Source organism: Nocardia sp. NPDC088792, from assembly GCF_044750615.1.
Lineage (GTDB): Bacteria > Actinomycetota > Actinomycetes > Mycobacteriales > Mycobacteriaceae > Nocardia.
In genome coordinates this window covers 785,135-798,721 of the sequence record NZ_JBIVKC010000004.1, presented here as the reverse complement: position 1 = coordinate 798,721, position 13,587 = coordinate 785,135, and the positions used below count along the sequence as shown (strand labels likewise).

The following is a 13,587-nucleotide window of genomic DNA, read 5'->3' as shown; positions in this document are numbered from 1 at the left end:
TCGGACCGGAGTTCGCACGTCAGCCCTTGTATCCGAGCGCATTTGGGGCGGCTTGTCAGGGCTAGGCGAAAACGAGGACCGGCTCCCGATGCGTGGCGCCGTACAGTGCGATACGCGCGGCGGCCGCGAGTGCGCCGCAGCCGGGGTAGCGGTCCGCGGGCCGCTTGGCCATGGCGCGGGCGATGACGGCGTCGAATTCGGGTGGGACCGCGGGGTTCACGGCGCTGGGTTGCGGCGGCGGTGCGTAGAGGTGTGCGGTGAGCATGGCTTCCGGTGTGCGGCGGGCGAAGGGCAGCGCACCGGTGAGCAGCCGGAACAGGGTGCCGCCCAGGGCGTAGACGTCGGCGCGCCGGTCGACGGGGATGCCGGAGATCTGTTCGGGTGCGGCATAGGCCGGGGTGGCGGTGAGTTCGCAGTCCGTGGCGGGCGATCCGGACGGATCCGTCGCCCTGGCGATGCCGAAGTCGGTGACCAGGACCCGGTCCGGTCCCGCGGCGGTGGGTGCGATGAGCAGGTTGGCGGGTTTCACATCGCGGTGCAGTAGTCCGGCGGCGTGGGCGGCGTCGAGTCCGCGGGCGGCCTCGGTGATGATGTGCACCGCGCGCCGGGCCGGCAAGGGTGCGGCGGCGCGCGCCAATTGTTCGGCATCGCAGCCTGATACGTATTGCATGGCGATCCATGGGCAGCCCTCGTGGATGCCGCTGCCGTGGATGGCGACGACATTCGGGTGGTGCAGCCGGGCGGCGAATTCGGCCTCGCGCAGGAAGTGCTCCGGGAAATCTCGCCGGCTGCTCACCGTGCTGGGCACCTTCAGGGCATCGCGCCGGCGTAGTCGTGCATGCCGGGCCAGATATACCGTTCCCGCACCGCCTGTTCCGAGTTCGCGTTCGATCCGGTATCCCGCAAAAACCTCACCACTTCGCACCAGACAACTGTGGGCTGCGGGGGATTCGCACTCAATGCCGGTGCGGAAGTCCGTGCAGGTCAGCGCGTTGCAGGAGAGTTCCGGACCGGAACGCGCGCAAGGCTAGAGGGAGTCCGCCCGGCTGAGGACGCCGACGACCCAGCGGGTGAGCCACGGCGGTCCGAGGCGCTGGGCCACGCTGGTGAGTTTGGTCTGGATTCCGACCAGTACGTGCGGTCCGCGGAACGGGCTGCGCGCGGTGGCGGTCTCCCACACCGCCGTGGCGACGTCCTCGGGTGTGAGGTGCACGCCGAGCCGCCCCGCGCTCTTCGCGCCGCGCTCGACCTCGACCATCATGCCGGTGGCGACGAACAGCGGCAGGATGTCGCGCACGGCGATGCCGTAGTGCCGCCACTCCAGATCCAGTGCCTCGGTGAGGCTTCGGACCGCCGCCTTGGTGGCGCCGTAGGTCGCCAGTCCGGGCTGGCCGTAGAGCGCCGAGGCGGAGGCGAGATTGATGACCTGACTGCCCGGCGTCCGGCGCAGGTGCGGCAGCGCGGAATGACAGCCGTTCAGTACGCCTTTGAGGTTCACGTCGATCAGCCGATGCTGGCGTTCGAGATCGATCTCGGCGAGCGGTCCGGAGTACAGGATCCCCGCATTGTTGACCAGCAGATCCAAACGCCCGGTGGCATCGGTGAATTCGGTGAGCGTGCGCTCCCAGCCGGCCGGATCGGTGACATCGAACGAGCCTTGGACGACGGGCCCGCCGATCTCACCGGCGACCCGGGCGACGGCGGCCTTGTCGACGTCGTAGAGACCGACCGTCCAGCCCTCGGCGGCGAAGCGCAAGGCGATGGCGCGTCCGATACCGGCGCCCGCGCCGGTGATGAACACCGCGCGCCGGGAAGCATCAGTGGGCTGGGACATTCGAGCCTCCTGCATCGGATCCGATCGCGTTCAGTCTGCCATCGGCCGGTCTTCAGGCAACCCGGGTGCCGCCGGCGGGCGTGTCGAGGACGCCGCGGTGGAAGGCGGCGGCATCCGCCATGGCCGCGCGGCCGTCGCCGAGCAGGCCCGCACCCAGATAGATCATGGAGTGCGGGGTCCGGCTGCGGATCTGCAGGCGGAGCGGGACATGGGCCTCCTCGCAACGCTTCGCGATCTCGAGGGCGTCGCTGAGCAGCATCTCCTCGGACCCGACCTGCACGAGTATCGGTGGCAGACCGGTGAAGTCGTGGTTCACCACCGACCAGCGCGGATCGACCTTGCCGTCGATGGCGATACCGCGCCGCACGACCATGTCCGGCCCGGCCGTGGGCAGGACCGCATCATGGCGCGCATTGGGGTGCGCGAGGCGCGCCGTGGAGTCGAAATCGGCCCACGGTGAGGTGACCGAAATGCCCGCGGGCAGTGGCATTCCCAGGTCCCGGGCCGCCAGTGCGAGTCGCAGGGCCAGCCCGCCGCCGGCCGAATCACCCGCGAGAATCAGCCGCCCGGCCGGGAAACCGGCATCCAGCAGGGAGCGGTAGGCCTCCAGCCCGTCGTGCAGGCTGTCGCGAATGTGGTTGTAGGGCAGCTGCCGATAGTCGACGGTGAGCACCGGCAGCGCGCTGGTGCGCGCCATGCGGGCGGTATACCGCCGGTAGCTGTTCAGCCCGCCCGCGACGAACGCGCCGCCGTGGAAGTAGAGGATCGCGGCATCGTGCTCCGCGCTCGGATCGGGAAGCCGTGCATCCCAGAGCCATTCGGCCTCGCAGTGCTCGAACCGCACCGGCCGCCGCCGGATGCCGCGCGGCGTCCCGCCGATGATGCGGGCGGGCGCCTCGGAGTACCGACCGGCCAGGAAGACGAACTCCGCCTCGCGCGGGCCCTGATTCCCCACCCACGCGGCGGCGCGCAGTACCTGCTGCAGTGTCGTCCGCAGGACGGGATCCACGATGCGAGTACCGATGCGCGCGGTCCCGAAGTTTTCGACGATGACCGAGGATTCGGCAGTGCCCGGGGAATCGGCAATAACGGGGGATTCGGCGCTGACCGAGGGGTCTGCGATGGCGGCGGATTCGGTGGTGTCCGCGATGGCCGGAGGTGGCGTGGACTGGGGATTCGGTGCCACGGGGCGCTCCTGTCATTGTCTCGGTCAGCACGGCGGTGGGCTGACCGGACGGTGTCGTCTCGATCGGGACCGAAGATCATCATTACCGGCGTGCCGGGAATTGTCATGCCGGGGTGGGCGGTAGCGGTCAATCCTCCAGGGCCGTGCGGAGATCGGTGAGCCAGCCGCGAATCATCGTGCGGGCCGGCTTCGTCTCGGGTCCGTGGAGTTCGAACAGGTGCCAGGCGCCGGGGACATTGCGCACGGTGACCGGGATGCCGGCGTCCATGAGGCGACGGGCGTAGTCGAGGGCCTCGTCGCGCAGCGGGTCCATATCGCAGACCAGGACGAAGGCCGGGGGCAGGCCGGACAGGTCGGTGGCGCGGGCGGGGCCGGCGTAGATCGGGATATCGGTGGTGCCGCGCAGGTAGTGGCGGTAGGTCTCGTTCATATCGGTGTTGTTGAGGATGCGCGGGTCGGTGATGGCGCGCGCGGATTCGGTGTCGTGGCGATCGTCGGTGGTCGGGATCATGAGGGATTGGTAGGCGATGGCCGGGCCGCGGCGGTCCCGGGTGAGCAGGGCCAGGGCCGCGGTGAGGCCGCCGCCGGCGGACTTTCCGGTGACGGCGATGCGGTCGGTGTCGATGTCCAGCTCCGCGGCGTGCGCGACCATCCATTCGAGGGTGGTGTAGCAGTCCTCGAGCCCGGCCGGATACGGGTTTTCGGGCGCCAGCCGGTAGTCGACCGAAACGGCTACCGCACCGACGACTTCCGCGATCTCGATGGCGGTGCGGTCCTGGCCCGGCTGTGAGGCGCCGAAGGCGAAGCTGCCGCCGTGGATGTGCAGGACGGCGGGCAGCGTGCCCTGCACGCCCCGGGGCCGGTAGACGCTGACCGGGATCTTGTTCCCGTCGGGCCCGTCGAGCTCCAGGTTCCGGATCTCGACCCGCGAGGTGTCCAGGGGCAGCCGGTCCATGGCGGCCTGGAAGTTGCGCCGGGTGGCCTCGATATCGGTGAAGGTGCCCGGTCGGTGGGGCAGGGCGGCCAGGATGCCGGCGAGTTCGGGGTGGACGGCGGGGGCGGTCTGGGTGGTCATTCGAGCTCCATAGTCTCATTGATACTGTTGCGTTGAGACGAGCTTATAGTCTCATTGATACGGTTGCAAGCGCCGAAAAGCGCACGGACCGAAACGGTCCGTGCGCTGCGTTTTCGGGGCTGTCAGCCCGCCATGGCGGTGCGGGTGGCCGAGCGGATGGCGGTGGTGACGGCGTCCGGATCCTCGAGCATCACCAGATGCCCGCATTCCGGCAGCGTGATCGCCCGCACCGGCGCCAGGGTCTCGTTCAGCCGGGCCCCGGCGGCGGCGGACAGGATGTGGTTCTTCGCACCCCACACGGTGGTGATCGGCGGGAAGTCCGCATCGGGCCGGAAGCCGTCCAGCACAGCCAGTTTCGGCAGATCGCGGGCGATGGCGGCGGGCGGCAGCAGCCGCTGCGGCTCGGCCCACCGGTGCCGCAGTTCGGCGAAGGCGGCGCGGTCCATGGTGCGTCCGCGCGGCCCGAGCTGTTCGCGCACCACCAGTCCGGCTGCCAGCGCGGGCAATCGGATCACGCCGGCGACGGGATCGAGCTTCATGCGGCTCGCCAGCCGTGCGGTCAGGCCGGTCGGGGTGGGCCGCAGCGTATTGGCCGTCAGTGGACTGCACAGCACGAGTGCGCGCACGTTCGCCGGATTCCGCCGCGCGTACAGCAGCGACAGCGCGCTACCGAAACAGTTCCCCACCAGCGTCACCCGGTGCAGCCGCTGGGCCTCGATGAACTCCGTCAGCATCCGCAGATAGTTCTCGATGGTGTATCCGCCGGCCGGGGTATCGGATTCGCCGTAGCCGATCAGATCCAGCGCGTACACGCTGTTCGTCCCCGACAGCGCCCGCATCTGGTTCACCCAGATGCGGCGGTCGCCGCCGATATTGTGCAGGAATACGATCGGATCACCCGATCCGGCGTGTTCGTATGTGACGGACACCCCGTGATAGTCGAACACCGGCATCGGGCGCTCTCCTCATTGAGTAGCGGTGTCGCGCGTCGCGCGCGGCAGTGCCACCCATGCTAGCCGGTACTCGGCGTAACACAAGGTTCGCAGGATTGCGTCCGATTGCTGGTCAGCGTGTTATTCGGCGATCCACCTCCCCGGTGCGCAGCCAGGATTTCAGTTCGGTCATGCCGGTATCCCGGTCGATTACGGGCCGGTATCCGAAATCGCGGGTGGCGGCCGCGGTGTCGTAGGTGCCCGACCGGGTCATGACCGCGACCGAATACCGCGACAGCGGGGGCGTCCAGTGCGTGGCCAGATACGGTACGCGCCTGAGGTTTTCGATGATCTCGACGATCGCCCGCACCAGCCGCGGATCCAGCTTGCGCCGCGGCGGCTGATAGCCGAGTTCGGTGGCGATCCGCACCAGGAAGCGCCAGACGTTCGTCTGCTCGGCATCGGCGATGAAATACGCCTTGCCGCCGACATTCTCGCTGGTGGCAGCCTTGACACAGGCGTCGACGATATTGTCCACATGGCAGAGCGAGGCATATACCTCGTGGCCGCCGGACAGATCCGGCAGGGTGCCCGCCGCCGCGCGCTCCAGCAGCCGCACGATCGGCCCCGAGCGGTCGCCGGCGCCCCAGATGGCCCGGGGTCGCAGCGCGCAGGTGGTGAACTCCGGCGTATTCGCCTGCAGCACCAGGCGTTCCGCCTCGGCCTTGGTTTCGCAGTAGTGGTTGAGATAGCGCCGCGGATACGGAACCGACTCGTCGATATCGATTTGGTCGCCGCCATCACGGTCCATGAGCGCGCTAGGACTCGACACGAAAACGAATCGTCCCGCGCCGGCGGATCGGGCCGCGGCCAGTAGCCGCGCGGTGGCGGCGGTGTTCTCCGCGTAGAACTGTGCGCGCGTTCCGCGCTCGTCCACCCGTGCGGCACTGTGGAATACGACATCGATCCCGGTCGCGGCGCGGTCCAGGGACTGTGCGTCGGAGAGGTCCCCGGTGACGATCCGGACCTGGCCCAGCACCGGTGCCAGGTCGCGCAGATTGCTGGTGGGCCGCACCAGGATCGCCACCTCGTGGTTGCCGTCGCGGACCAGCCGTCGCACCAGCGCGCCGCCCAGAAAACCGGAGGCGCCCGTCACCAGGGCCTTCACACCGTCTCCCGGACGCTGCGGCTGGCCAGCTCGTCGGCGACCATGCGGACCGAGATGCGCACGACGGCGAACATGCCGGTGACGGTGCTCAGTACGCCGAGCACCGGGACTGCCTGCAGGGCAAGCTGTCTCATGCGTTGCCTCCTATTCGCTGAGCTGCTTGGCGGCCCAGACCGTCAGCCGTTCCCGGCCGATCTTGGCGTTGTGGCGGATGTCGACCGGGAACTTCGGGTGGAAGAGGAAACCGGTGACCGGCGCGGTGATCTCGAATTCGTCCCGGCGCTTGGACAATTGGTCCTCGACCTCCTGCTGATCGGCGCCGGCCTCGAGTTCCACGCAAAGCACCGGTCGTTGCGCCCCGCGTTCGCCGACGCCGACCAGGGCGGTGCGGGCGACGCCGGGGAGGGTATTGAAGACCTGCTCCACCTGCACGGTGAACATCGGGCCCGCCGCGGTGTCCAGGCGCTGACTCTTGCGCCCGCAGAACCGGATCCGGCCCTCGTCGTCGAGCCAGGCCAGGTCGCCGGTGCGATGCCAGACGACGTCCCCGTCGACGATCTTGCCGACCAGGTTGGCCTGTTCGGGCCAGAGGTAGCGGGTGCTCACATTGGGTCCGGTCACCACGAGTTCGCCGATGCCGCGGGAGAGCGCCAGGTCCACGGTGCGGGCCTCGACGTCGGCCCAGGTGGGCAGCGGGTCGTCGGTGACGGGGATGATGCGGGCCCGCACGTGCAGGGCGGGGCGGCCGACGCAGACGCCGGATCCGTTGTGCGCCTGCTCGACCAGCTCACCGAGCAGTTCCCGGGATTCGATGGTGGCCATGGGCAGTGCCTCGGTGGAACCGTAGCCGGAGTACACCCGGGCGTGTTCGGGCAGCACCCGCCGGAGGCCCTCGATGCACCAGTCCGGGACGGGTGCGCCGCCGGAGTAGATGCTGTCCAGGGTGGGCAGTTCCGCGCCGGTGTCCTCGATGTGGCGCAGCAGCGGAATCAGCACGGCGGGGGAGGCGAACATGGTGCGCACGCCGAACCGGCCGACCGCGTCCACCACGTGCGCCGGATCGGTGGCGCCCACCTTGGACGGGATCAAAGGTGGCATGACGCAACGGGATCCGAGCAGCAGTTCGAGAATGCCCACCACGGGTGCGGTGATGAGCGAGGTGCCGGGCGGGACGTGCTCGCGGGCCGCGTCCACCTGGTCGATCATCGCGCTGATATTGCCGTGCGTGAGCACCACCGCCTTGGCGGGGCCGGTACTGCCGGTGGTGTAGGCGATGAGCAGGGGTTCGTCATCGGGTGCGGGTTCCCGATCCGGCAGTGGCGCAGCGGGTTTGCGGCCCCAGCCCTCGAGGGTGGGCCCGCGCCACAGGCAGCGGCCGACGGTGACGGCGATCTTTACCTTGCGGAAGTAGGCGCGGAACACGATGCGCAGGGCCTGGGCCTCGGCGACGCCGATGAAGGCTTCGGCGTCGGCGGCCTGCAGGCAGCGCAGCATCTTGAACATGCCCATACCCGGGTCGATCACCACGGGCACCGAGCCGATCTTGAACAGCCCGTACAGGACCGCGTACAGCTCGGGTCCGGGCCGGACCAGCACTATGGTGCGCATGCCGGGCGTCACGCCGGCAGCGGTGAACTGCTCGGCGATGGTGTCGGACCACTCGTCGAGTTCGGCGTAGGTCAACTGCCGGTATTCGGGCAGGCCGGCCGTGATACGGCCGTCGGCATAGATCACCGCTTCCCGCTCGGGATGGGCGACGACCGTGTCGCGGAACCGATCCAGTGCGCGCCAATAGATTGCGGTGCTCACGCGATCACCTCGTTCGAATTGGTAAGCACGGAAATGATGGTCTCGGAATAGGGCACACTTCCCCCAGAGAATTGTCGAGGAATGCGAAGAAGATACCGGGAGGGTACCGCAGGCCGCGTGGGTCCGCTACCGCGAGAGCATGTGTAATACGTTGTCTCACAACTCCGTTGGTGTGTCGCGCGGTACCGACATCAGTTCCTCATAACCCCCTAGGTGCCCCCTATGAGCAACTTCCGTCAATGCGGGTGAACCAGGCTGTTCACCAGCGGTTTCCACGTTAAGTGCGACGAAATGACCCTGGTAATCGTGTGATTCGTGTGACTGATGTGAAACATCCGCTACCGGTGGGTACGGTACCGTTCGTTCCGGCATCGGGGCTATTGATATATCTGTGGCACGGGAGTGGGAATTCCTCCGTCGGTGTTTATTCTGGATTCCGCGTGCCGCAGCAGAATTCGACCGGACGCACTCAGTCCAGGAAGTAGGGGGCCATGCGTACACGCTTCGAATCGATCGGTGCGTACACACCCGTCACCGCGCGATCGACAGAGGATGTGATCGCCAGTCTTTCCGTACCCAGAGCGCTGGATCTCGAGCGCATTACCGGAATCAAGAATCGGCGCGTCTACAATTCCGATCCGGAGCACTACGAATCCTCGTTCGAGCTGGCGCGGCAGGCCATCGACGACTGCCTCACCCACTCCGGCTACGCGGCCGAGGACCTCGACGTGATCATCTCGGTGTCCATCACCCGCTTCCGCGGGCCCGAGGAACACACCTACGCACCGTCTTTCGCATTGCAGCTGCGCAATGCGATCGGTGCGACCAATGCACTGCACTTCGACCTGTCCAATGCCTGCGCCGGCATGATCACCGGAGTCCTGTTGCTGGACCGCATGATCAAGACCGGGGTGGTGCGCCGGGGCCTGGTGGTCAGCGGCGAGCAGATCACGCCCATCGCCGAGACCGCGACCCGCGAGATCAGCCAGCCCTACGACCCACAGTTCGCCGCGCTCACCGTGGGTGATGCCGCGGTCTCGGTGGTGGTCGACGATCAGGGTGACGATCACGACGAGATCCACTACATCGAGCTGATGACCACCTCGGCCGGCGCCGAACACTGCATCGGCATGCCGAGTGAGAAGACCACCGGCATCGCCATGTACACCGACAATCGCGCGCTGGCCAGCGAATCCCGGTATCTGCAGGGCATCAGCCGGATGGCGGATTTCATGAAGGAGACCGGACGCGCCTGGGAGAGCGAGAAATTCGACTACTGGGTGCATCACCAGTTCAGCGGGCCGGCGATCGACTACATCAGTCAGCTCACCGAACGGCATTTCGACACTCCGATGCCGCAGCAGCTGAATGTCTACGAGAAGTACGGCAATACGGCTTCCACCTCGCACTTCCTGGTGTTGCACGAGCATCTTGCGCAGCAGCGGATTCCGAAGGGCTCCAAGGTGCTGCTGATCCCCGAGGCGTCCGGCGTCGTGTCCGGGCATCTCGCCGCGACCATCACCCGTCTGGAGGCCTGAAAGTATGAAGACTGCAATCGTTTCCGCCGCGGTCTGCACGGACGCGGATACCGGCAGCTACTTCGAGCTGGCCGAGCGGGCGGGGCGGGCCTGCCTGGAACAGGCCGGTGTGTCGCCGGATCGGATCGGGCTGGTCATCAATGCGGGCGTGTTCCGGGACAAGAACATTGCCGAACCCGCCGTGGCCGCGCTGATCCAGAAGCGGCTCGAGGTCGGACTGGAGTACAAGACCGGGCGGGTGCCCGCCTTCTCCTTCGATCTGATGAACGGCAGCACCGGTGTGGTGCACGCGCTCATGGCGGCGCAATGCTTCACCGGGACCGGCGAACTGGAGTACGCGCTGATCGTCGCGGGGGATACCCATCCGTCGATGGAGCGGGATCGCGAGGACTTCCCCTACAGCGCCAGCGGTGCGGCGCTGCTGCTGCGTTCCTCCGACAGCGCGGGCGGTTTCGGCCGCATCTACGCCGCGCAGCCCGACAGCGCGGTGGCGCCGACGGCCTGGGTGAGCCTGCAGGAGGCGGGCACGGCGGGGCGTACCGCCCTGACGATCAGCGCCGGCGGCGGCGATCCGCTCGCCACCGCCGCCGAGGTGGTGCAGGCCTGCCTGGCCGGAGAAGGCCTGGACACCAATGATTTCGCCACCGGCCGGGCGGTGCTGCTCGCCCCCAATCCGGAGCCCGGTTTCCGGGAGCGGCTGGCCTACCGCCTGGGCATCACCTCCGCGGCGGTCGCCGGCCTCGACCCCGTCGTCGGCGACCCCTACTCCGCGGCCCCGGTCCACTCCTACCTGAGCGCGGCCGATCAGGGCCTGCTCGATACGGCGCGGGCGGTGGTCTTCCTGGCCGCCGACCACACCTCCGCGGCCGCGCTGGTCTACCGTCCGCTGCCGCTGTCCCTCGCCGTACCCGGCAGTACAGGCGTGCTTCAAATACACTGACCGGCAGGAAGTTTCATCCGGAGCCGCCGGTCACGCAGGGGGAATGCACACCGGCGGCCCCGGAACCCGCTGTGCCCCGGCTGAACCGGGCGCCCCCGCGCTCACGCTGCAATGTTGCCGCTCCAGCACACCGAAGCTCGCCGTGCCACCCCTCAGCCGGGACCGATTGCTGAAGGGATGGGAGATGCGGCATGCGGTCGCTCGGGACCGACAACAACCATCGATCGTGGAAGACCTGCGCGCAGTCCCGGCCGCGCAGCCACGACCGGCCGGCGGGGTAGCGGCCCCCACCGACCTGCGACAGAACACGCAGGCGGAGCCTGTATTCCACGCTCGGGCGGAGCCTGCACTCGATGCGGACCTCCACCGACCCGCCGAATCCGCGCCGATCCGCCCCGAGCTGGACCGGGGCGGGCGGCAAGGGGCGGCGGGGGCTCGACTACGTACTTTGCGTGCGGTGGCGGTACTGGGTGGGACTTCGACCACCGGCCGGGTGGCGGCGCTGCTCGAGGTGCCGGTGGGGGAGATCCGCACGGCCGTGGCGGAACTCGCGGAATCGGGGTTGATCGATGGGGCGGGGCGGACGTCGGCGGTGGTGACGGGCCGGGTGCTCGGGGAGATGTCGGAGGCGGAATATCGCGGGCTACACGCGCGGGCCGCGGAGTTGTTGCACCATGGGGGTTTTCCGGCGGTGGTGGTGGCCACGCATTTGCTCGAGGCCGGTGGGGCCCGGGGATCGTGGGCGGCTCGGGTGCTGGTGGCCGCCGCGGATGATGCGCTGGCCGGGGATGAACTCGATCGCGCGGGGCGATGTCTGGATCTGGCCTATCGGGCCGCGCGCCGGGCCGATGAGCGGGCCGCGATCGCGACTCGGCTCGTTTCGGTGGAGTGGCGGATCAATCCGTCCAGTCGTACGCGTAATTTCGGGCGGCTCAAGGCCGCCCTGCGGACCGGCCGGGTTCCGCAGGCGGACCTGCCCGGCACCGTGCTGCACATGCTGTGGCACGGGTACGGGCTGCACGCCGATCACGCCCTCACCCGCCTCGATCGCGGTGTGGATACCGCCGAGGTGGTCGATGTGGCGAGACATGCCGCGCGCCTCGACTTTCTGGTCTCGTGGCTGCGCTACACCCATCCGGGGCACGCCCAGCGGCATGCCGGCCTGGCCGCCGCGGCCGGCGATGCGGCGGAATCGACGGCGGTGCAGCAGGATTCACCGCATCGGCAAGCGGGACTGCTGCTGGCCGCGCTGTGCGCTCCGGACTCGGCTACCGCAGATGCTTCCGCGGCCGCGCAGGACTCCTGCGCCGCGTCCGCGGGGGAGAGGGGTGCCGCGTCTGTATTGGAGAAGAGTGAGCCCCTCGTGTCCGCGCCGGCGTCCGGGCGGATCTCCGGTACGTCCGGGATGGAATCGGCTGGGGGACAGCGGCTCTCGTGCGGTGCGTTCGAGCCGGGCGGGATCGGTGGCGATCGCGACGAGATCGCGGCGGGGGCGCAGCGGCTGCTGGCCCGGCAGCGGCTGACATTGACGACGGTGGAACCGCTGGTGGCGGCGGTGGATTGCCTCATGTATTGCGATCGGCTGGACACCGCGGACGCGTGGTGTGCCGCGCTGCTGGCGGAGGCCACGGCGCGGCGTGCGCCGGCCTGGCAGTCGATCTTCGCGGCGGCGCGGGCGGAGGCGTTGCTGCGCAAGGGAGAGCTGGTCGGGGCCGTGGAGCATGCGGTGCTCGCATTGAACGTCCTGCCCGCCGAGCAGTTGGGCGTATGGGTGGGGCGGCCGATCGCGGTGCTGGTGCTCGCGCTCACGGGGCAGGGCAAGCATGCGGAGGCGGCCGCGCAGTTGGAGCGGCCGGTACCGCGCGCCATGTTCGAATCGCGGTTCGCCCTGCTGTATCTGACCGCGCACGGCCGCCACTGCCTGGCGACCGGCCGAGTCGAGGAGGCGCTCGGCCATTTCCGCCGCTGCGGCCGCCTGATGCAGGAGTGGGGCCTCGATTTCGCCTGGCTGGTGCCCTGGCGCAATGAGCTCGCGGCCGCCTCGCTCTGGGCGGGCCGCCACTGGCAGGCCCAAACCTTCGCCACCCGCCACCTGGACCTCATCGGCCGCGCCGAACACCATCACACCGGCGCGGTCTCCCTGCGCCTGCTCGCGGCCACCAGCGAACCGCATCGTCGAGTCCCGCTACTCCGCCGCGCGGTAACCATCGCCCGCTCCGGCGTGGACCGGATCGAATTGGCCTTGGTCCTGGCCGATCTCGGCACCGCCTATCGCGCCGTAGGCGACCTGGACCGCGCCCGTCCCCTACTGCGCGAGGCAAATCGCCTGGCCAACGCCTGCGATGCGGCGGCGGTCCGGAAACGCCTGCCCACCAACAGCGCCCAGCACCGAATGCCGGCCTCGCATGCTCCGGCAGCCGGCGGCCAGGCCGGTGTGGCGGGTGGTCGTCCAGCCGTTCCGGGTGGTGGCCGGCCGGGGGCCGCGGCGGGATGGCCGGAAAGCGCTGGGGGTCAAGCGAGTCCGGCCGAGGGCTGGTCCGGCGGGCTCGGTGGCTCGACCGGGGCGGTCGGTGGGCGACCGGGAGTTCCCGATCAGCCGGGGGCCGTGGCCGGATGGTCCGAAGGGCCTGGCAGCCAAGCGAGTTCGACCGGTGGCCGGTCCGGAGGGATCGACGGCGGCCGGGGTGCGAACGATGGACAGCCGGGGCCTCCCGATGGCCGAACCGGGGCGACGGGCGGGTGGCCGGCCGCGACCGGAGCTCCGCCCGGGAGCACAGGTGGCGTGTTCGGGGCGAATCCGGGATCGGGATTCGGGTCCGCGCCGGGCGATCCGCCGGGCAAGTTCCCCACCGGATCGTTGCCGCTGCGCTCGCCCGCCCCGGCCGGCGATCCGCTCAGTCCCGCGGAGCGGCGGGTGGCCGAGCTTGCCGCGCTGGGGAATCGGAATCGGGATATCGCCGAGGCTCTCGATATCACCACGAGCACGGTGGAGCAGCACCTGACTCGCGTGTATCGGAAGCTGGCGGTTTCGCGGCGCAGCGAGTTGCGTTTCGCGCTGCTCGCCCGGACCGAGGGGACCACGCATACCGCTGTCGGGTGATCGGT

11 protein-coding genes are annotated in these 13,587 nt (G+C 69.1%); 3 read left to right on the top strand and 8 right to left on the bottom strand.

Annotation, left to right across the window (positions count from 1 at the left end; genetic code table 11):
- Positions 1-61: 61 nt before the first annotated feature.
- The 8 genes from ACIP5Y_RS30430 to ACIP5Y_RS30395 all read right to left on the bottom strand — a co-directional run bounded on the left by ACIP5Y_RS30430 (position 62) and on the right by ACIP5Y_RS30395 (position 8,004).
- Positions 62-925 (bottom strand): serine/threonine-protein kinase, encoded by an 864-nt coding sequence (locus ACIP5Y_RS30430; protein ID WP_400355232.1) that lies wholly within the window; start codon positions 923-925, stop codon positions 62-64.
- A 102-nt stretch (positions 926-1,027) separates the two neighbouring features.
- Complete coding sequence (locus ACIP5Y_RS30425) at positions 1,028-1,834, bottom strand: SDR family oxidoreductase (protein WP_400355230.1); 807 nt, start codon at positions 1,832-1,834, stop codon at positions 1,028-1,030.
- 52 nt (positions 1,835-1,886) lie between these two features.
- Positions 1,887-3,020, bottom strand: coding sequence for an alpha/beta hydrolase (locus ACIP5Y_RS30420; RefSeq protein WP_400355228.1), 1,134 nt, complete (start codon positions 3,018-3,020; stop codon positions 1,887-1,889).
- A gap of 127 nt (positions 3,021-3,147) precedes the next feature.
- Positions 3,148-4,095: an alpha/beta hydrolase gene (locus tag ACIP5Y_RS30415; protein ID WP_400355226.1), complete on the bottom strand. Its 948-nt coding sequence runs from the start codon at positions 4,093-4,095 to the stop codon at positions 3,148-3,150.
- A 122-nt stretch (positions 4,096-4,217) separates the two neighbouring features.
- On the bottom strand, positions 4,218-5,048 hold the full coding sequence (locus ACIP5Y_RS30410; protein ID WP_400355224.1) for an alpha/beta fold hydrolase: 831 nt from the start codon (positions 5,046-5,048) through the stop codon (positions 4,218-4,220).
- A 112-nt stretch (positions 5,049-5,160) separates the two neighbouring features.
- Positions 5,161-6,195, bottom strand: a complete 1,035-nt coding sequence (locus tag ACIP5Y_RS30405) for an NAD-dependent epimerase/dehydratase family protein (RefSeq protein WP_400355222.1) — start codon at positions 6,193-6,195, stop codon at positions 5,161-5,163.
- Positions 6,192-6,329 carry a hypothetical protein gene (locus ACIP5Y_RS30400; RefSeq protein WP_400355220.1) on the bottom strand — a complete coding sequence of 46 codons (138 nt, stop codon included), beginning with the start codon at positions 6,327-6,329 and terminating at the stop codon, positions 6,192-6,194. Before ACIP5Y_RS30400 ends, ACIP5Y_RS30405 begins: the two co-directional genes overlap by 4 nt.
- A 10-nt stretch (positions 6,330-6,339) precedes the next feature.
- On the bottom strand, positions 6,340-8,004 hold the full coding sequence (locus ACIP5Y_RS30395; RefSeq protein ID WP_400355218.1) for a fatty acid CoA ligase family protein: 1,665 nt from the start codon (positions 8,002-8,004) through the stop codon (positions 6,340-6,342).
- 491 nt (positions 8,005-8,495) lie between these two features.
- Here ACIP5Y_RS30395 and ACIP5Y_RS30390 point away from each other — a divergent pair, with 491 nt between their 5' ends.
- The 3 genes from ACIP5Y_RS30390 (at position 8,496) to ACIP5Y_RS30380 (ending at position 13,582) form a co-directional block, all read left to right on the top strand.
- Positions 8,496-9,542, top strand: a complete 1,047-nt coding sequence (locus ACIP5Y_RS30390; RefSeq protein ID WP_400355216.1) for a 3-oxoacyl-ACP synthase III family protein — start codon at positions 8,496-8,498, stop codon at positions 9,540-9,542.
- Between the two features lie 4 nt (positions 9,543-9,546).
- A complete protein-coding gene (locus ACIP5Y_RS30385; RefSeq protein ID WP_400355214.1) occupies positions 9,547-10,482 on the top strand; it encodes a hypothetical protein in 936 nt (311 codons plus the stop codon).
- Positions 10,483-10,939: 457 nt separating this feature from the next.
- The gene (locus tag ACIP5Y_RS30380; protein ID WP_400355212.1) at positions 10,940-13,582 is read left to right on the top strand and encodes a LuxR C-terminal-related transcriptional regulator; all 2,643 of its coding nucleotides are present in this window, start codon (positions 10,940-10,942) and stop codon (positions 13,580-13,582) included.
- Positions 13,583-13,587 lie beyond the last annotated feature (5 nt).